The organism is Hydrogenophaga pseudoflava NBRC 102511, assembly GCF_001592285.1.
Classification (GTDB): Bacteria; Pseudomonadota; Gammaproteobacteria; order Burkholderiales; family Burkholderiaceae_C; genus Hydrogenophaga; species Hydrogenophaga pseudoflava.
Genome location: NZ_BCWQ01000001.1, coordinates 1 through 17,240 on the forward strand (window position 1 = coordinate 1; position 17,240 = coordinate 17,240).

Annotated in this window: 19 protein-coding genes; 14 read left to right on the plus strand and 5 right to left on the minus strand. The window is 66.9% G+C overall.

Annotated features, from left to right (window positions below; genetic code table 11):
* The 3 genes from pgk to HPS01S_RS00015 all read left to right on the plus strand — a co-directional run.
* A partial coding sequence (gene pgk, locus HPS01S_RS00005) for a phosphoglycerate kinase (RefSeq protein WP_084396909.1) occupies positions 1-568 on the plus strand: 568 nt, incomplete at its 5' end.
* A 27-nt stretch (positions 569-595) separates the two neighbouring features.
* Positions 596-1,663 carry a class II fructose-bisphosphate aldolase gene (gene fba, locus HPS01S_RS00010; RefSeq protein ID WP_066149373.1) on the plus strand — a complete coding sequence of 356 codons (1,068 nt, stop codon included), beginning with the start codon at positions 596-598 and terminating at the stop codon, positions 1,661-1,663.
* An 81-nt stretch (positions 1,664-1,744) separates the two neighbouring features.
* Positions 1,745-3,001, plus strand: a complete 1,257-nt coding sequence (locus tag HPS01S_RS00015; protein ID WP_066149376.1) for an MFS transporter — start codon at positions 1,745-1,747, stop codon at positions 2,999-3,001.
* Here the strand turns inward: HPS01S_RS00015 and HPS01S_RS00020 are convergent.
* Positions 2,977-3,873: an MBL fold metallo-hydrolase gene (locus tag HPS01S_RS00020; protein WP_169803923.1), complete on the minus strand. Its 897-nt coding sequence runs from the start codon at positions 3,871-3,873 to the stop codon at positions 2,977-2,979. The genes HPS01S_RS00015 and HPS01S_RS00020 overlap by 25 nt on opposite strands.
* A gap of 75 nt (positions 3,874-3,948) precedes the next feature.
* Between HPS01S_RS00020 and HPS01S_RS00025 the strand changes: the two genes are divergently transcribed.
* On the plus strand, positions 3,949-4,443 hold the full coding sequence (locus HPS01S_RS00025) for a MerR family transcriptional regulator (RefSeq protein WP_066149382.1): 495 nt from the start codon (positions 3,949-3,951) through the stop codon (positions 4,441-4,443).
* Between the two features lie 84 nt (positions 4,444-4,527).
* On the opposite strand, the gene HPS01S_RS00030 is transcribed toward HPS01S_RS00025, so the two are convergent.
* The 3 genes from HPS01S_RS00030 to HPS01S_RS00040 form a co-directional block, all read right to left on the minus strand.
* Positions 4,528-5,127, minus strand: coding sequence for a c-type cytochrome (locus HPS01S_RS00030; RefSeq protein ID WP_066149385.1), 600 nt, complete (start codon positions 5,125-5,127; stop codon positions 4,528-4,530).
* Positions 5,128-5,201: 74 nt separating this feature from the next.
* Positions 5,202-6,482: an NAD(P)/FAD-dependent oxidoreductase gene (locus HPS01S_RS00035; RefSeq protein WP_066149388.1), complete on the minus strand. Its 1,281-nt coding sequence runs from the start codon at positions 6,480-6,482 to the stop codon at positions 5,202-5,204.
* A 10-nt stretch (positions 6,483-6,492) separates the two neighbouring features.
* Positions 6,493-6,795, minus strand: coding sequence for a c-type cytochrome (locus HPS01S_RS00040; protein ID WP_241559647.1), 303 nt, complete (start codon positions 6,793-6,795; stop codon positions 6,493-6,495).
* Positions 6,796-7,129: 334 nt separating this feature from the next.
* Here HPS01S_RS00040 and HPS01S_RS00045 point away from each other — a divergent pair, with 334 nt between their 5' ends.
* The 9 genes from HPS01S_RS00045 (at position 7,130) to soxB (ending at position 14,714) form a co-directional block, all read left to right on the plus strand.
* Positions 7,130-7,498 carry an ArsR/SmtB family transcription factor gene (locus HPS01S_RS00045; protein ID WP_243721754.1) on the plus strand — a complete coding sequence of 123 codons (369 nt, stop codon included), beginning with the start codon at positions 7,130-7,132 and terminating at the stop codon, positions 7,496-7,498.
* Positions 7,491-8,843: a sulfite dehydrogenase gene (gene soxC / locus HPS01S_RS00050; protein WP_066149391.1), complete on the plus strand. Its 1,353-nt coding sequence runs from the start codon at positions 7,491-7,493 to the stop codon at positions 8,841-8,843. Before HPS01S_RS00045 ends, soxC begins: the two co-directional genes overlap by 8 nt.
* Before the next feature lie 180 nt (positions 8,844-9,023).
* Positions 9,024-10,013 carry a c-type cytochrome gene (locus HPS01S_RS00055; RefSeq protein WP_255284119.1) on the plus strand — a complete coding sequence of 330 codons (990 nt, stop codon included), beginning with the start codon at positions 9,024-9,026 and terminating at the stop codon, positions 10,011-10,013.
* An 82-nt stretch (positions 10,014-10,095) separates the two neighbouring features.
* Complete coding sequence (locus HPS01S_RS00060) at positions 10,096-10,428, plus strand: c-type cytochrome (RefSeq protein ID WP_066150846.1); 333 nt, start codon at positions 10,096-10,098, stop codon at positions 10,426-10,428.
* Between the two features lie 32 nt (positions 10,429-10,460).
* Positions 10,461-10,916, plus strand: a complete 456-nt coding sequence (soxY, locus tag HPS01S_RS00065) for a thiosulfate oxidation carrier protein SoxY (protein ID WP_066149394.1) — start codon at positions 10,461-10,463, stop codon at positions 10,914-10,916.
* 56 nt (positions 10,917-10,972) lie between these two features.
* Positions 10,973-11,284: a thiosulfate oxidation carrier complex protein SoxZ gene (gene soxZ, locus HPS01S_RS00070; RefSeq protein ID WP_079367098.1), complete on the plus strand. Its 312-nt coding sequence runs from the start codon at positions 10,973-10,975 to the stop codon at positions 11,282-11,284.
* A gap of 129 nt (positions 11,285-11,413) precedes the next feature.
* Positions 11,414-12,229: a sulfur oxidation c-type cytochrome SoxA gene (gene soxA, locus HPS01S_RS00075; RefSeq protein ID WP_079367097.1), complete on the plus strand. Its 816-nt coding sequence runs from the start codon at positions 11,414-11,416 to the stop codon at positions 12,227-12,229.
* Positions 12,230-12,246: 17 nt separating this feature from the next.
* Positions 12,247-12,897 (plus strand): sulfur oxidation c-type cytochrome SoxX, encoded by a 651-nt coding sequence (gene soxX, locus HPS01S_RS00080; protein WP_066149399.1) that lies wholly within the window; start codon positions 12,247-12,249, stop codon positions 12,895-12,897.
* Between the two features lie 92 nt (positions 12,898-12,989).
* Positions 12,990-14,714, plus strand: coding sequence for a thiosulfohydrolase SoxB (soxB, locus tag HPS01S_RS00085; protein WP_066149402.1), 1,725 nt, complete (start codon positions 12,990-12,992; stop codon positions 14,712-14,714).
* 3 nt (positions 14,715-14,717) lie between these two features.
* Here the strand turns inward: soxB and HPS01S_RS00090 are convergent, their stop codons facing one another.
* Positions 14,718-16,040, minus strand: a complete 1,323-nt coding sequence (locus HPS01S_RS00090) for an MFS transporter (RefSeq protein WP_066149405.1) — start codon at positions 16,038-16,040, stop codon at positions 14,718-14,720.
* Between the two features lie 175 nt (positions 16,041-16,215).
* Here HPS01S_RS00090 and cyoA point away from each other — a divergent pair, with 175 nt between their 5' ends.
* Positions 16,216-17,232, plus strand: a complete 1,017-nt coding sequence (gene cyoA / locus HPS01S_RS00095; RefSeq protein ID WP_066149408.1) for a ubiquinol oxidase subunit II — start codon at positions 16,216-16,218, stop codon at positions 17,230-17,232.
* The last annotated feature ends 8 nt before the right edge of the window (positions 17,233-17,240 follow it).

The window sequence follows — 17,240 nt, forward strand, 5'->3', positions numbered from 1 at the left end:
CGCGAAAAACGTCGACGGCCTGATCGTCGGCGGCGGCATCGCCAACACCTTCATGCTGGCCGCGGGTCTGAAGATCGGCAAGAGCCTGGCCGAGCCCGACCTGCTGGGCGAGGCCACGGCCGTGATCGCCGCCATGAAGGCGCGCGGCGCCGAGGTGCCGATCCCCGAGGACGTGGTCTGTGCCAAGGCCTTCGCCGCCGATGCGCCCGCGACGGTGAAAGCCGCGACCGAGGTGGCCGACGACGACCTGATCCTGGACATCGGCCCCAAGACGGCGGCCAAGCTGGCACAGAAGCTCAAGCAGGCCGGCACCATCGTCTGGAACGGCCCGGTGGGCGTGTTCGAGTTCGCGGCCTTCGAGAACGGCACCAGGGTGATCGCTCAGGCGATCGCCGAATCGAGTGCCTTCAGCATCGCCGGCGGTGGCGACACGCTGGCCGCCATTGCCAAGTACGGCATCGAGAAGGACGTGGGCTACATCTCCACCGGCGGCGGCGCCTTCCTCGAAGTGCTGGAAGGCAAGACGCTGCCGGCGTTCGAGATCCTGGCAAAGCGCGCTGAACCCTGAGTTTTTCAATCCCACGGAGACAACCCCATGGCCCTCATTTCCCTTCGCCAGCTGCTCGACCACGCGGCTGAAAACAGCTACGGCCTGCCCGCGTTCAACGTCAACAACATGGAGCAGGTGCAGGCCATCATGCAGGCCGCCGCCGCGGTGGACAGCCCGGTCATCCTGCAGGGCTCGGCCGGTGCGCGCTCCTATGCGGGCGAGCCCTTCCTGCGCCACCTGATCGCCGCCGCGATCGAGATGTACCCGCACATCCCTGTGTGCATGCACCAGGACCACGGCGCCACGCCCGGCGTGTGCTTCCGCTCCATCCAGTCGGGTTTCAGCTCGGTCATGATGGACGGCAGCCTGCTGGCCGACGGCAAGACGCCCGCGAGCTACGAATACAACGTCAACACCACCAAGCAGGTGGTGGACCTGGCCCACGCTTGTGGCGTGTCGGTGGAAGGCGAACTGGGCTGCCTGGGTTCGCTGGAAACCGGCAAGGCCGGTGAAGAGGATGGGCACGGCGCCGAGGGCGAGCTGGACCATTCCATGCTGCTGACCGACCCGGACGAGGCCGCCGACTTCGTGACCAAGACCCAGGTGGACGCGCTGGCCATCGCCATCGGCACCAGCCACGGCGCCTACAAGTTCACCAGCAAGCCCAGCGGCAAGGTGCTGCGCATCGACCGCGTGAAGGAAATCCACCAGCGCATCCCCAACGTGCACCTGGTGATGCACGGCTCGTCCAGCGTGCCGGAAGACTGGCTGGCGATCATCAACCAGTACGGCGGCGACATGGGCCAGACCTACGGCGTGCCGGTGGAAGAGATCGTCGAAGGCATCAGGAACGGCGTGCGCAAGGTCAACATCGACACCGACCTGCGCATGGCCAGCACCGGCGCCATTCGGCGTCACTTGGCCGAAGACAAGAAGAACTTCGACCCGCGCAAGTTCTACAAGGAAGCCACCAAGGCCATGCAGGCGATCTGCGCGGCGCGCTACGAAGCCTTCGGTGCCGCCGGCATGGCCAGCAAGATCACGAAGGTGCACAGCCTCGAAGCCATGCAGAAGCGCTACGACAAGGGCGAGCTGGCCGCGCAGGTGGCCTGAGCTGCCTGCGCGGGCCGAGCTGCCCGCGAAGAGCTGCCATCGAGACAGGGCGTGGTGCTGCGCCTGCGTTAGATTGCGGGGATGAACCGACCCCTGCACGCCGACCCCTCCGTCATCGATTCGCGCCAGGCCGCCTGGCGGCTGCTGGTGGCGCTGGGCCTGGTGGTGCTGGGCAACAGCAGCATGTACGTGGTGTCGGTGGTGCTGCCCACGGTGCAGACCGAGTTCGGCATCGACCGCGCCAGCGCCTCGCTGCCCTACACCTTCATGATGGTGTGTCTGGGCATTGGCGGCATCTGGACCGGCCGCATGGCCGACCGGCACGGCCTGATGAAGGTGCTCTGGGTGGGCGCGCTGGCGGTGGCGGGCGGCTTTCTCTGGGCTGCGCAGTCCGGCAGCATCTGGACCTTCGGTCTCGCGCACGGCCTGCTCGGCCTGCTGGGCGGTGCCTCCACCTTCGCGCCGCTGCTGGCCGACACCTCGCAGTGGTGGAACCGGCGCCGCGGCATCGCGGTGGCGATCTGCGCCAGCGGCAACTACATCGCCGGCGCGCTCTGGCCGCCGCTGGTGCAGCACGGCATCGAGACCATCGGCTGGCGCCCCACGTACACGATCATGGGTCTGGTCTGCGGCCTGGGCATGCTCGCGCTCTCGGGCCTGATGCGGCAGCGGCCACCGCTGGCGCTGCCGCAGCCCGTGGCCGCTGCGGGCGCCGCGCCAGCCGCCGACCGCAGCCGCCCCTTCGGCCTGAGCCCGTCCAGCGCGCAGTGGCTGCTGTGCGTGGCGGGCGTGGGCTGCTGTGTGGCGATGTCGATGCCGCAGGTGCACATCGTGGCCTACTGCACCGACCTCGGTTACGGCGCCGCGCGCGGCGCCGAGATGCTCTCGCTGATGCTGGCCAGCGGCATCGTCAGCCGCCTCGTCTCGGGCTTCATCTGCGACCGCATCGGCGGCATCCGCACCCTGCTGCTGGGCTCGGCGCTGCAGGGCGTGGCGCTGCTGCTGTTCCTGCCCTTCGACGGCATGGTGCCGCTGTACGTGGTGTCGGCCCTGTTCGGCCTGTTCCAGGGCGGCATCGTGCCGTCCTACGCGATCATCATCCGCGAGCACTTCGCGCTGCAGGAGGTGGGCGCGCGGGTTGGCGCGGTGATCATGGCCACCCTGATCGGCATGGCGCTGGGTGGCTGGCTCTCGGGCTGGATCTTTGACATGACCGGCAGCTACGACGCCGCCTTCATCAACGGCATCGCCTGGAACCTGCTGAACCTGGCCATCGCCGGCTGGCTGTACCGGCGCATGCGTGCCAGCGCCGCTCAGCGGACCCAGGCCGGGAAGTAGCCCAGGGCGTCCTGCACGGTGCTGTCGTGGGCCGGAATCACGACCAGATCCGGGTCGGCCAGCATCAGCGCGCGGACCTTGTCCAGGCTGGTCTGCGTCTGCGGGGCGTCCCCGTCGACCAGCTTTCCCGCCACCCAGAACTTGGGTGCGCCCTGCCGCAAGGCCGCCAGGGTCCAGGCCGCATCCCCGATGAAGAAATACCGCCGGCCGGAATCGGTGGTGACGAAGAGGCCCAGCGAGCCCGGGGTGTGGCCGGGCATCGGGACCAGCACCACGGTGCCGTCCTGGTAGAGGTCGAGGCTTTCGGGATAGCCCATGAACGGCACGGGCTGGAACGCCAGCTCCTCCCACCGGATGGCGTCCGCGCCGACCTGCGAGGCCCAGGTGCCTCCGGGGCCGGTGCTCGGAGCGCGCAACCGGGGTCGCTCTGCCGCGGCAATGCCGATCCGCGCTTCCGGGAAGTCCTGCACGCCGCCGGCGTGGTCCCAGTGGCTGTGGCTCAGGATCACGCGCTGCAGCGGCGGCATGCCGGCCCTGTCCAGCTGCGTGCGCGCGCTCACCACCGGCTTGTCGTAGGTGAAGAAGGGCCGCCACCACAGCGGCATGCCCTGCTGGTACTGGGCATCGATCTGCTCGCCCAGGCCGGTGTCGAACAGCAGGTAGTCGCCGTGGTGCTTGATCAGGAACGCCGAGAAGTTGGAGTTCACCTGCCGGGTGATGTCTCCGCCCGGCACCAGCAGCGCCTGCGGCACGGCCACCTGCGAGGTCTTGATGATGGCAAAGCCTACCTTCGGCGGGGAGCCGGGCGTCGGGGAAATGGTCTGGGCCTGCAGCGTGGCCGACATGACGACCGGCAGGAGGAGCGTGCACAAGTGCAGAAAGGATCGGAGCATTTTTCGTGGCCTGATGGATGGATTGGCCGAGCGTAAAGTCTGGTCCATGCTCCAATGTCAAGCGCCCGTTTCAAGGGTTTCAGCGCCTGCGCCACCATGAACATCAGCCAGTTCGCCCAGGCGGCCGGGGTGTCCACCGACACCGTCCGCTACTACGAGAAGCAAGGCCTCATCGGCGCGCCACGGCGCCAGGCCAACCGCTACCGGAGCTACACCGACGCCGATGTCGCCGCCGTGCGGTTCGTGCGGGGCGCACAGGCGCTGGGGTTCTCGCTGGCGGAGATCCGGGCCATCCTGCCGCAGGTGGCGAAGGGCGCCTTCGGCCGCGCCGAGATCGAGCAGCAGCTGCAGGCCAAGATAGCGCAGATCGACGCGCACATGGCGCAGCTCAGGACCCTGAAGAAGGAGCTGAAAGCCACCTTCGACGCGCTGCGGTGCACGCCCGCGCAGCCGGTGTCGACCGCACAGGCCACGGCACCCGACAGCGGCAGCGGCGCGGGCGCCGCGGTGGTGCGGCGCGCTTTCTCAAGAAGGGCCACGCAGGCTTGAATTCAGCGCCGGGCCGCCCCAAGCTGAATTCGCGCCCCCTCGGGGGGCAGCGACCCGCGCAGCGGCGGAGCGTGGGGGTTCGTTTTATTTGCTGCTGACGTATTCCGCCACGGCCGCCATCTCCAGCTCCGTCATCTTCTCCACCACCGTGTGCATCACCGCGTTGTCGTTGGTGCGCTCGCGCTTGTTGAAGGACTTGAGCTGTGTGTGGATGTAGCCCGGGATCTGGCCCGCCAGGCGGGGCAGGTTGGCAGCGCCCTCGGCGTTGGTGCCGTGGCAGCTCACGCAGGCCGGCACGCCGCTGAACTTGTTGCCGTTGTGGAAGATGTAGCGGCCCATCGCGGCGAGCTGCGGGTCTTTGGCTTCTTCGCGCGGGAGCACGAACTTCTCGTAGTACTTGCCCAACGCCACCATCTCGTCCGGTGTGAGCTTGCTGACCATCTCCACCATGGCCGTGCTCTTGCGCGCGCCGCTCTTGAAAGCGGTGAGCTGCTTGGTGATGTATTCGGCGTGCTGCCCGGCCAGGCGCGGAAACACCTCGCTGGTCGACTCGCCCTGCGCGCCATGGCACAGGAAGCAGGAGCCGCCCGCGATCTTCTTGGCCCGTGCCTCGTCGGCCTGGGCCCAGGCGGTGGTGCCGGCCAGCGCCAAGAGAGCGAGCAGGGTGAGTCGGTGGGCCTTCATTGCATAACCTCTGACTGATATTTGTTTGCGAAAAAAAGCGCCCCGATGAGACACCGGGGCGCTGCGGGAGTCCGTCAGGCCAGGGTGTCGGCCCAGATGTTGCGCGCCCACGCGTGCGCGTAGCGGCCTTCGAGTTCGCTCGCGGCGGACGACACGCCGCCCGAGCCCGGCACGGCCAGCATGGTCTTCTTCTCGGCGTCGTAGCGGTGCACGCTGGCCACGTGCACCACGTCCTCGTCGGTCACGAAGCTGTAGCAGGTGTTGGCGTAGATCGGCAGCTGCGGCGGCTCCTTGCCCTGCAGCAGCGAGACCACGGCCGCGGCGCAGGTCTTGCCATGCTGGTTGGCCATATGGCCCGACTTGGGCATGCCCGGGGCGATCTGGATCGCGTCGCCCAGCACATGGATGTTCTTCTTCGCCTTCGACTCGAAGGTCAGGAAGTCCACCTCGCACCAGCGGTTGTTGGCGGTGGCCAGGCCGGTGCGCACGGCGATGTCACCGGCGCGCATGTTGGGCACCACGTTGGCCACCGCGGCCTTGAAGTCGTCGTTGAACTCGAACTTCAGGGTGTTGGTGGAGGCGTCGACCTCGACCACCTTGTGCTTGGGGCGGTACTCGATGATGCCCTTGTAGTGCTCGTCCCAGGCCTTCATGAACAGGCCCTTCTTGGACTGGATGTCGTCGTTGGCGTCGAAGATCACGACCTTGCTCTTGGGCTTGGCCTTCTTGAAGTAGTTGGCCACCATGCAGGCGCGCTCGTAGGGGCCGGGCGGGCAGCGGTACGGGGCCAGCGGGATCGACAGCGCGTACACGCCGCCGTCGGGCATGGCCTCGAGCTGCTTGCGCAGCGCCACCGTCTGCGGGCCGGCCTTCCAGGCGTGCAGCACCTTGTCCTGCGCGCCGGGCTTGGTCATGCCGGCCACCGTGTCCCACATGAAGTCGATGCCGGGCGAGAGGATCAGGCGGTCATAGGGCAGCTCGCCACCGGCGGCCAGCTTCACCACGCGCTTCTCGGCGTCGATGCTGGTGACCATGTCGCGCACGATCTTCACACCGTGGCGCTTTTCCAGGTTGTCGTAGGGCGTGGTGATGTCGGCGATGGTCTTGCTGCCCTGGAGCACCAGGTTGGAGATGGGGCAGGAGACGAAGGCCGCGTTGGGCTCGACCAGGGTCACCTGGATGCCGTAGTCGGAGAACATGCGCACGTACTTGGCGGCGGTGGCACCGCCGTAGCCGCCACCGACCACCACCACCTTGGGGCCGTAGCCGCCACCCGTGGCGCAGCCTGCAAGACCACCAATGCCCGCGAGGACCGAACCGGCGCCCAGGGTCTGAACAAATTGACGACGTTGCATGGTGGGCTCCTTATTTCTTCTGGGCGGCAAAGTAGGCGGCGATGTCCTTGAGCTGCTCGTCGGAGTAGCCCTTGGACAGCTGGTGCATGATGGTCGCGGGCTTGCGGCCGCTCTTGAAGTCCATCAGCTTCTGGTACAGCTCGTCCTTGTCCTTGCCCGCCAACGGCTCGTTGCCCTGCAGGGCACGGCCCTCGGTGCCATGGCAGTTGGCGCAGGCGGCTGCCCACACGCGCACCTGGTTCACCTGGGCCTGCGCTCCCACGGCAGCGGCACACAGGGCGCCCGCCGTCAGCCATTTCATTGTCTTGACCATCGTTGTCTCCACTGGGGTTGGGGAAGGGATCAAAAACTGTAGCAGAGCCCCTCGGCTGGCAGGCAAAGCATCAGTGATTTCGCATATTTAGATGCTTGATGCTAGCACCGGGAAAAACCCTGCCTGAACGGTAAAAACCCTAGAGAAATCAAAGCGAATTTGCGGGGTTTTGTCAGCGCGTCGTCAGTGCGTTGGCCTTTGGCCGGGGCGTCGGAGGTCCCGTCTGTCAGCGATCCGAAGGAATCCGGGTTTACACTAATCTGTATATAGGCAATCAATCATATAGTTGATTGATTGAAATCAAATTCTTCCGGAGACAGACCAGGTGGACAGCATGCAGTCGGTGTTCGAGTCGGTGGCGCGCTACTTCAGCGTGCTCGGCGAGCCCACGCGCCTGCGCATCCTCCATGCCCTGTGCCAGGAAGAGAAGTGCGTCAACGGACTGATCCGCGAAACCGGGCTGGCCCAGGCCAACGCCTCGCGCCACCTGGGCCTGATGTACCAGGCCGGCCTGCTGTCGCGCCGCCGCGAGGGCACGCAGGTGTTCTACCGCGTGGCCGACCCGCTCTACATCGAACTCTGCCGCACGGTCTCGACGCAGATGCTGGCCCGCGCCGACGCCGAGTTGTCCCCACCCGGACAGGGCGTCGTTGCGGCGCCCCGCCCATTCCCCGCCAACGAGAAGGAACCCACCAGTGTCTAAAGACCTGAACGACGTGATCGGGCGCGTGCTGCCCGCGCCCGAGAATTTCCTGAGTGCCGAGAAGCTGGAACAGGCGCGCAAGGCCCGCCGCCGCTTCATGGGCAATGCCCTGGCCATGGGCGCCGGCGTCGCAGCCTCGGTTGGTGCGGCCAGCCGCGCGATGGCGGCCGGTGCGGAGGGCGAGGACGCCATCCTCAAGCTGCCCGAGCACAGCACGGGCCTGGGCCAGCCGGTGGCCATGGACCCGGGCTACGGCCAGCCCAGCAAGTGGGAAACCAACCTGCGCCGCCGCCAGAGCCCGGGCCTGACCCGCGTCGACCAGGCCTCGGTGAGCTTCACGCCGCTGCAGGGCCTGTTCGGCATCATCACGCCCAGCGGCCTGCACTTCGAGCGCCACCACCAGGGCTGGTGGGACATCGACCCGTCCAAGCACCGCCTGATGGTCAACGGTCTGGTCAAGCGTCAGCGCGTGTTCACCATGGACGACCTGATGCGCCTGCCCAGCGTCTCGCGCATCCATTTCATCGAGTGCGGTGCCAACACGGCGACCGAGTGGGGCAACGTGGCGGTGCCCACCGTGCAGTACACGCACGGCATGGTCAGCTGCTCGGAGTTCACCGGTGTGCTGCTGTCCACCCTGCTGGAGATGTGCGGGTACGACAAGAAGGCCGCCAAGTACGTGCTGGCCGAAGGCGCCGACGGTTCGTCCATGACGCGCACCATCGACATCGAGCGCGCCATGGACGACTGCATCGTGGCCTGGGGCATGAACGGCGAGATGCTGCGGCCGGAGAACGGCTACCCGTTGCGCCTGGTGGTGCCGGGCATCCAGGGCGTGAGCTGGGTGAAGTACCTGCGCCGCATCGAGGTGGGCGACCAGAAGTGGGCGACCAAGGACGAGGCGGTGCACTACATCGACCACATGCCCGACGGCACGCACCGCCAGTACACCGGCATCCAGGAGTGCAAGTCGGTCATCACCACGCCCTCGGCCGGCCAGACGCTGCTGGACAAGGGCTACTACAACGTCACCGGCCTGGCCTGGTCGGGCCGCGGAACGATCAAGCGCGTGGATGTGAGCGTGGACGGCGGCCGCAACTGGCGCACCGCGCGCATCGAAGGCCCGGTGCTGCCCAAGGCGCTGACGCGTTTCAACATCGACTGGGTGTGGGATGGCAAGCCCGCCATCCTGCAGGCCCGCGCCATCGACAGCACGGGCTATGTGCAGCCCAAGATCAACCAGCTGCGCGCGGTGCGCGGCACACGGTCGGTCTACCACCAGAACGCGATCCAGAGCTGGCTGGTCGGTGAAAACGGCGAAGTCTCCAACGTGCAGGTGTACTAAATGAAACCCACCCCCGTCGCTTATTCACTTCGTGTAAACGCATCCCCCCTCAAGGGGGCAAAGCCTGTCGCCCGGCAAAGCCGGTTCGACGGCTTTCTTGGCCTGTCTCGCGGCGTCGCTGCGCTCGCCTTGGGTCTGGCTTCGGCTTCGGCGTTTGCACAGGACAAACCCTGGGCGAACATGGGCCGTGACGCCACGCCAGCCGAGGTCAAGGCCTGGGACATCGACGTGCGCCCCGACTTCAAGGGCCTGCCGGCCGGTGCCGGCAGCGTGTCCCTGGGCGAGACCGTGTGGGAGTCGCGCTGCGCCTCCTGCCACGGTGCCTTCGGCGAGTCCAACGAGGTGTTCACGCCCATCATCGGCGGCACCACCAAGAAGGACATCGAGACCGGGCGCGTGGCCGCGCTGGTGGAAGGTGCCAAGAGCACCGCACCGCAGAAGACCACCATCATGAAGGTGGCCACGCTCTCCACGCTGTGGGACTACATCAACCGGGCGATGCCCTGGAACAACCCCAAGACGCTCAAGCCCGACGAGGTCTACGGCGTCACGGCCTACCTGCTGAGCCTGGCCGAAGTGGTGCCGCCCGACTTCACATTGAGCGACAAGAACATCGCCGAGGTGCAGCAGCGCATGCCCAACCGCAACGGCATGGTGTTCCACGAGCCGCTGTGGAAGGTCAATGGCAAGGGCGACGTGAAGAACGTGGCCTGCATGAAGGACTGCGCGGTGGACCCCAAGGTGCATTCCTTCCTGCCCGACTTCGCGCGCGACGCGCACGGCAACATCCAGCAGCAGAACCGCGTGATCGGTCCGGTGCGTGGCGCCGACACCACCCAGCCCGCGCCCAAGGGGCTGATCGGTGCTGCCGCGGCCGCCACCGTGGCACCCGCCGCGCCGGCGGCCGGCAAGGGCACGAACGTCAGCAGCCTGCTGGCGGCCAACGCCTGCACCGCCTGCCACGGCGTGAAGAACAAGATCGTCGGCCCCGGCTTCAACGAGATCGCCGCCAAGCACAAGGGCCGGGCCGATGCCGAGGCCTACCTGGTGGGCAAGATCAAGTCCGGTGGTTCGGGGGTGTGGGGCGCGGTGCCCATGCCGCCCCAGCCCCAGATCAAGGACGACGACGCCAAGGCCATCGCGCAGTGGATCGCCACCGGTGCGAAGTGAGTGAAGGACAAGCCAGATTGAATATTCGGATTTACTCGTTAACCCCATTCTTCCCATCACAAGGAGCCACTACCCTATGACCATGCACCTTTCCCGAATCGTCGTGTCGGCGGCCGCGCTGCTGTCGTGTGCCGGCGCCTTTGCGGTCGACGCCGCCGCCGCCAAGGCCCTGGCCACCAAGAGCGCTTGCCTGGCCTGCCACGCGGTCGACAAGAAGCTGGTCGGCCCTGCCTACAAGGAAGTGGCCGCCAAACACAAGGGCCAGGCCGACGCCGTGGCCGTGGTGGCCGCGCGCATCAAGTCCGGCGGTTCGGGTCTGTACGGCGCGGTGCCCATGCCGCCCCAGCCCGCCCTGAAGGACGACGAGCTGAAACTGCTTGCCGAGTGGGTGCTGGCCGGCGCTCCCGACAAATAATCTCCCATCCCTCTTTTCACCAGGAGTTCAAGATGAACCAATCCCGTCGCACCGCCCTCAAGTCCACCGGCGCGTTCGCCACGCTGGTCTCGCTGGGCATCGTCACCCAGAGCCAGGCCCAGGCCGCCGTCGACCAGGCCAGCTTCCAGGTCAAGACGCTGGAAGACGCACTCAAGGCCATCGGTGGCACGCCCGCCACCAGCGACCAGGTGTCGGTGGTGTCGCCCGACATCGCCGAGAACGGCGCCGTGGTGCCCGTGGGCGCCACCAGCAAGCTGCCCAACACCACCGAGATGTACCTGATCGTCGAGAAGAACCCGACCCCGCTGTCGTGCGGCTTCATGATCCCGGCCGGCACCGCCGCCGACGTGCAGACCCGCCTGAAGATGGGCCAGAGCACCAACGTGATCGCCGTGGTCAAGGCCGACGGCAAGCTCTTCTCGGCCACCAAGGAAACCAAGGTGACCCTGGGTGGCTGCGGCGGCTGACCGGCCCCGAACCTCCCGAACCTTCCCCCATTTCATTGAATTGACAGGAGTCCATCATGGCTGATCCGATGCGCATCCGTGCCGCCCTCGCCGGCGACGAAACCACCGTTCGCGTGCTGATGTCCCACCCCATGGAACCCGGTACCCGCAAAGACGCGGCCGGCGCCCTCATTCCCGCCCACTTCATCAAGGACCTGGAAGCCACCCACAACGGCAAGACCGTGCTCAAGGCCATGTTCAGCGGCTCGGTGTCGCAGAACCCCTTCCTGTCCTTCAAGTTCAAGGGCGCGGCCAAGGGCGACAAGGTCGTGGTGAAGTGGGTCGACAACAAGGGCGATTCGCGCACCGACGAAGCGGCGATCGCCTAACCCCCCGCCGCGCTTCGCGCGACCCCCCAAGGGGGGCGTCACCTGCGGCCCGGCGGAGCCGGTTCCGCGGTGACCCTGGACGGCTGAACCTGCCGTGCCTTTGCCTTTCACAACAACAGGAGATCACCCATGAAATTCGACGCTCGCCATGCCGCCCTCCTGATGGGTGGCGTTTTCGCGCTGGGTGCGGTGCATGCCCAGGGCAACGCCGCGCTGGACGGCATCAACAAATACCGCGAGATGCTGCAGGACGGCAACCCGGCCGAACTTTTCGAGATGAAGGGTGAGGAACTGTGGAAGCAGAAGCGCGGGCCGAAGAACGCCTCGCTGGAGCAATGCGACCTGGGCAAGGGCCCCGGTGTGCTCAAGGGCGCCTTCACCGAGCTGCCGCGCTACTTCAAGGACACCGGCAAGGTCATGGACCTGGAGACGCGTCTGATCCACTGCATGGTCACGCTGCAGGGTCTCAGCGAGGCCGAGCTGTACAAGGCCGCGCCTTCGATCGGAAAAGGCGAGGGCGCCAACCTGGTGGCCATCACCACCTATGTGGCGACCCAGTCCAAGGGCGAGCGGTTCAATCTGTCGCAAACGCATGCCCAGGAAAAGACCATGTACGAGGTGGGCAAGCGCCTGTTCTTCCAGCGCGGCGGCCCGCACGACTTTGCCTGCTCGTCCTGCCACGGCGTCGACGGTGGCCGCATCCGCCTGCAGGAGCTGCCCAACCTGACCAAGAACCCGGGCGACGGTGTGGGGGTGGCCGCCTGGCCGGCCTACCGCGTGTCGAACTCGCAGATGTGGACCATGCAGAAGCGCCTGAACGACTGCTACCGCCAGCAGCGCTTCCCCGAGCCCAAGTTCGGCAGCGACGCCACCATCGCGCTGCAGGTGTACATGGGTGTGAACGCCAAGGGCGCCGAGTCCATCGTGCCGGCCATCAAGCGCTGATCCGCAGGAGACGACCCATGAAAAAGACCTTTGCCATCGCCCTGTTCCCCCTGACCGTCCTGGCGCTGGGCGCCTGTTCCACCGGCGGTGCCGGTGCCGACTACGACCAGGTGCACGCCAGTGTCGTGAAAGCCTCGTTCCAGCCCAACGGCATCGCCACGCTGGACTACCTCAAGCAGGACGAAGCCAACCGCCTGTGCAGCGCCGCCGACGTGGCTGGCAAGCCGCTGGACGAGAAGACCGCCAAGGCCATTGAGGCCGACGCGCTCAAGACCATCAAGATGCCCAGCGACGGCAAGTTCATCGGAGACTGGAAGGAGGGCGAGAAGATCGCCCAGAGCGGCCGCGGCCTGACCTGGACCGACAAGGCCACCGACGTCAACGGCGGCAACTGCTACAACTGCCACCAGATGGACAAGAAGGAAATCTCCTTCGGCAACCTCGGCCCCAGCCTCTACAACTACGGCAAGCTGCGGGGCGTGAGCGATCCGGATGCGCCGGCCTCCAAGGCCATCGTGGAATACACCTGGGGCAAGCTGTGGAACTCGCGCGCCTACAACGCGTGTTCGCAGATGCCGCGCGCCGGCCACAAGGGCATCCTGAGCGAGAAGAACCTCAAGGACGTGATGGCCCTGCTGCTGGACCCCAAGTCGCCGGTCAACCAGTGACCGGCCGGGCCCGCGCCGGTGCAAGCCGGCGCGGGCCCTCCGGCCAAAAAAATTTGACTCAAATATCAGTGTGCAATTGAGAAGGAATGTTTATGAGCTTCAGCCGTCGTGAATTCATGCAGGTGCTGGCCGTCGCCAGTGCGGGCGGCATGGCCCTGAACCACAAGGACGTGCTGGCCGCCAAGCCTGGCGCGGGACAGGCGCTGTACGACCTGCCGAAGTTCGGCAACGTCAGCTTCCTGCACTTCACCGACTGCCATGCGCAGCTCATGCCCATCCACTTCCGCGAGCCCAACGTGAACCTGGGCGTGGCCGACGCCGTGGGCCGGCCGCCGCACATCGTGGGCGAGGCGCTGCTCAAGCACTTCAAGATCCGCCCCGGCACCGCCGAGGCGCACGCCTTCACCTACCTCAACTTCGAGAAGGCCGCGAAGACCTACGGCAAGGTCGGCGGTTTCGCGCACCTGGCCACCCTGGTCAAGATGCTCAAGGCCAGCCGTCCGCACGCCATGCTGCTCGATGGCGGCGACACCTGGCAGGGCAGTGCCACCGCGCTGTGGACCAATGGCCAGGACATGGTCGACGCCTGCAAGCTGCTGGGCGTGAACGCCATGTGCCCGCACTGGGAGTTCACCCTGGGCGAGCAGCGCGTCAAGGAGATCATCGAGAAGGACTTCGCCGGCCAGCTGGACTTCCTGGCGCAGAACGTCAAGACCAACGACTTCGGCGACCCGGTGTTCAAGCCCTACGTCATCAAGGAAATGAACGGCGTGCCCGTCGCTGTGATCGGCCAGGCGTTCCCCTACACCCCGATCGCCAACCCGCGCTACATGGTGCCCAACTGGGAGTTCGGCATCCAGGACGAGAACATGCAGAAGATGGTCGACGAGGTGCGCGCCAAGGGGGCGCAGGCCGTGGTCGTCATCTCGCACAACGGCATGGACGTGGACATCAAGATGGCCTCGCGCGTGACCGGCATCGACGCCATCCTGGGCGGCCACACGCACGACGGCATGCCCGCGCCGCTGGTGGTCAAGAACGCCAAGGGCCAGACCCTGGTGACCAACGCCGGCTCCAACAGCAAGTTCCTGGGCGTGCTCGACTTCGATGTGCGCGGTGGCAAGGTGCAGGACTTCCGCTACAAGCTGCTGCCCGTGTTCGCCAACCTGCTGCCGGCCGACAAAGAGATGCAGGCCTACATCGACAAGGTGCGTGCGCCCTACAAGGCCAAGCTCGACGAGACGCTGGCGGTGTCGGAAGGCCTGCTGTACCGCCGCGGCAACTTCAACGGCTCGTGGGATCAGCTCATCGTGGACGCGCTGATGGAGGTCAAGGGCGCCGACCTGGCGTTCTCGCCGGGCTTCCGCTGGGGCACGACCATCCTGCCGGGCCAGGCCATCACGCGCGAACTGATGATGGACCAGGTGGCCATCACCTACCCGACCAGCACGCTGACCGAGATGAGCGGCGAGACCATCAAGACCGTGCTGGAAGACGTCTGCGACAACCTGTTCAACCCCGACCCCTACTACCAGCAGGGCGGCGACATGGTGCGCGTGGGTGGTCTGGCCTATACCTGCGACCCGAATGCGGGTTCGGGCAAGCGCATCAGCAACATGGTGCTCAATGGCAAGCCCATCGAAGCCAGCAAGACCTACAAGGTGGCGGGCTGGGCACCGGTGGCCGAAGGCGCCAAGGGCGAGCCGATCTGGGATGTGATGGAGGCCTACTTCAAAAACCACAAGACCATCGCGCCGCGCAAGATCAACACGCCCAAGCTGGTGGGCATGCAGGGCAACCCCGGCATGGTGGTCTGAGGTTCAGTCGCGCGATTCCAGCGCGCGGTTCAGGCGCAGCGCGCCCAGCGTGCAGGCTGCGCCCGAGAGCAGGTACAGGCTGACGAAGGCGAGTCCGAAGTGGGCCGACAGGCCCAGCGCCACCAGCGGTGCGAAGGCGGCGCCGAACAGCCAGGCCAGGTCGGACGTGAGCGCCGCACCGGTGTAGCGGAAGCGCGGCGCGAAGTTGGCCGTGACCGTGCCCGAGGCCTGGCCGTAGGACAGGCCCAGCAGGACGAAGCCGATCAGGATGAACAGGTCCTGGCCCACTTCGCCCCCGTTGAGCAGCATCGGCGCGAAGCCGCTGAACACGCCGATCAGCACCGCCAGGCTGCCCAGGGTCGTGCGGCGGCCGTAGCGGTCGGCCAGCCAGCCCGAGGCGACGATGGCGCCCGCGCACAGAAACGCGCCCACGATCTGCACCACCAGGAAACCAGTCACCGGCTGACCGGCGTAGATGTGGATCCACGACAGCGGGAACACCGTGACGATGTGGAAGAGGGCGTAGCTGGCCAGCGCGGCGAAGGCGCCGATGAACACGTTGTGGCCCTGCGAGCCCAGCAGTTCACGGGTGGACACGGGCTCGAACTCCTGCCGGTTCAGCAGGCCTTCCTCCTCATGCGCGCTCACCAGCTGCAGGCGGGCGAACAGCGCGACCACGTTGATGGCGAAGGCCACGAAGAAGGGATAGCGCCAGCCCCAGCTGAGGAAGTCCTCCTGCGACAGGCTGCTGGTGAGGTAGGCGAACAGGCCGGCGGCCAGCACGAAGCCCAGTGGCGCACCGAGCTGGCCGAGCATGGCGTACCAGCCGCGGCGGCTGGCGGGTGCGTTCAGCGCCAGCAGCGAGGGCAGGCCGTCCCATGAGCCGCCCAGCGCCAGGCCCTGGCCCAGACGCAGCACGGTCAGCAGCACGATGGCGGCGGCGCCCAGGCTGGCGTGGCCCGGCAGGAAGGCCATGCCGGCGGTGCAGGTGCCCAGCAGGAAGAGGGCGAGGGTGAGCTTGGTGGCGCGCCCCCAGCGGCGCTGCACCGCCATCGACAGCACCGTGCCGATGGGGCGGGTGACGAAGGCCAGCGCGAAGATGCCGAAGGCGAACAGGGTGCCGTCCAGCCGGCTCAGGTGCGGGAAGAACACCGCCGGGAACACCAGCACCGAGGCGATGCCGAAGACGAAAAAGTCGAAGTATTCCGAGGTCCGTCCGATCACCACGCCGACGGCGATGTCGCCCGGGCTGGTGTGTTCGTGGGTCGGGGCGGCGGCGGGCTGGCGGGGCGCGGCGCCGGGTTTTTCAAGGCTGTGGCTGGGCATGTGGGGATTCCGGAGAGCCGATTTTGAGCGACCCCTATATCGTGACTCGAAGTCCGGCGCATTGACATAGGACAAAACGTCCAATCGAAAACGGGGTGGAAAGCCGATACATTCCCGCCGATTCCGCAACTGGGGTTTTCCCGGTTCGGCTTGTCGAGAAACCCTCCTGCTCCGCATGCGCCCTACCACACCCCTCCGTCTCGCCGCCTTGCCCCTGCTCGCCAGCCTGCTGACGGGCTGCAGCAAGCTGGTCGTGCTCAACCCCGCCGGTGACGTGGCCGCCCAGCAGGGCGACCTGGTCGTGATCGCCACCCTGCTGATGCTGCTGATCATCGTGCCGGTGATCGCGCTCACCCTGTGGTTCGCCTGGCGCTACCGCCAGGGCAGCCGGCACGCCGAGACCGACTACGCGCCCGACTGGCACCACTCGACCAAGCTGGAACTGGTGATCTGGGCCGCACCGCTGGTGATCATCATCGCGCTGGGGGCCATCACCTGGATCACCACCCACAAGCTCGACCCCTACCGCTCGCTGGACCGCATCTCCGAGCAGAAGGCCCTGCCCGAGAACGTGAAGCCGCTGGAGGTGCAGGTGGTGTCGCTGGACTGGAAGTGGCTGTTCGTGCTGCCCGAGCAGGGCATCGCCACCGTCAACGAGCTGGCCGCGCCGGTGGACCGCCCGATCCGCTTCACGCTGACCTCCAGCACCACCATGAACGCGTTCTACGTGCCCGACCTGGCCGGCATGATCTACACCATGCCCGGCATGCAGACCGAGCTGAACGCCGTCATCAACAGGCCCGGCGTGTTCCGCGGCATGTCCTCGCACTACAGCGGCGCCGGCTTCTCGGGCATGAACTTCCGCTTCCACGGCCTGAGCGAACAGGACTTCGAGCAGTGGGTGGCCAGGGCCAAGGCCGAGGGCCAGCCGCTGACCCGCCAGGCCTACCTGGCGCTCGCCAAGCCCAGCGAGCGCCACCCGGTGGAGCGCTTCTCGTCGGTCGAGGACGGCCTGTTCGACCGCGTGGTGGGCCTCTGCGTGGAAGAGGGCAAGACCTGCATGCACCAGGTGATGGCGCTCGACGCCTCGCGCAACCGCGCCCACCGCAGCGCCCGCGCCCTCGAAGCCGCCGCCGCGCAGGAGATCTGCTCCGCCGACGACACGCTGCCCACGTTCACCGCCCGCCCCTGAGCACCGAC

Bases quoted from the DNA above. Each gene is read 5' to 3' on its own strand.
- HPS01S_RS00040 (WP_241559647.1), bottom strand. From the start codon at position 6,795: ATGGTCAAGACAATGAAATGGCTGACGGCGGGCGCCCTGTGTGCCGCT.
- fba (WP_066149373.1), top strand. From the start codon at position 596: ATGGCCCTCATTTCCCTTCGCCAGCTGCTCGACCACGCGGCTGAAAAC.
- HPS01S_RS00045 (WP_243721754.1), top strand. From the start codon at position 7,130: ATGCAGTCGGTGTTCGAGTCGGTGGCGCGCTACTTCAGCGTGCTCGGC.
- HPS01S_RS00030 (WP_066149385.1), bottom strand. From the start codon at position 5,127: ATGAAGGCCCACCGACTCACCCTGCTCGCTCTCTTGGCGCTGGCCGGC.
- HPS01S_RS00060 (WP_066150846.1), top strand. From the start codon at position 10,096: ATGCACCTTTCCCGAATCGTCGTGTCGGCGGCCGCGCTGCTGTCGTGT.
- soxZ (WP_079367098.1), top strand. From the start codon at position 10,973: ATGGCTGATCCGATGCGCATCCGTGCCGCCCTCGCCGGCGACGAAACC.
- soxX (WP_066149399.1), top strand. From the start codon at position 12,247: ATGAAAAAGACCTTTGCCATCGCCCTGTTCCCCCTGACCGTCCTGGCG.
- HPS01S_RS00025 (WP_066149382.1), top strand. From the start codon at position 3,949: ATGTCAAGCGCCCGTTTCAAGGGTTTCAGCGCCTGCGCCACCATGAAC.
- cyoA (WP_066149408.1), top strand. From the start codon at position 16,216: ATGCGCCCTACCACACCCCTCCGTCTCGCCGCCTTGCCCCTGCTCGCC.
- HPS01S_RS00035 (WP_066149388.1), bottom strand. From the start codon at position 6,482: ATGCAACGTCGTCAATTTGTTCAGACCCTGGGCGCCGGTTCGGTCCTC.
- HPS01S_RS00090 (WP_066149405.1), bottom strand. From the start codon at position 16,040: ATGCCCAGCCACAGCCTTGAAAAACCCGGCGCCGCGCCCCGCCAGCCC.
- soxA (WP_079367097.1), top strand. From the start codon at position 11,414: ATGAAATTCGACGCTCGCCATGCCGCCCTCCTGATGGGTGGCGTTTTC.
- soxB (WP_066149402.1), top strand. From the start codon at position 12,990: ATGAGCTTCAGCCGTCGTGAATTCATGCAGGTGCTGGCCGTCGCCAGT.
- soxY (WP_066149394.1), top strand. From the start codon at position 10,461: ATGAACCAATCCCGTCGCACCGCCCTCAAGTCCACCGGCGCGTTCGCC.
- HPS01S_RS00015 (WP_066149376.1), top strand. From the start codon at position 1,745: ATGAACCGACCCCTGCACGCCGACCCCTCCGTCATCGATTCGCGCCAG.
- HPS01S_RS00055 (WP_255284119.1), top strand. From the start codon at position 9,024: ATGGGCCGTGACGCCACGCCAGCCGAGGTCAAGGCCTGGGACATCGAC.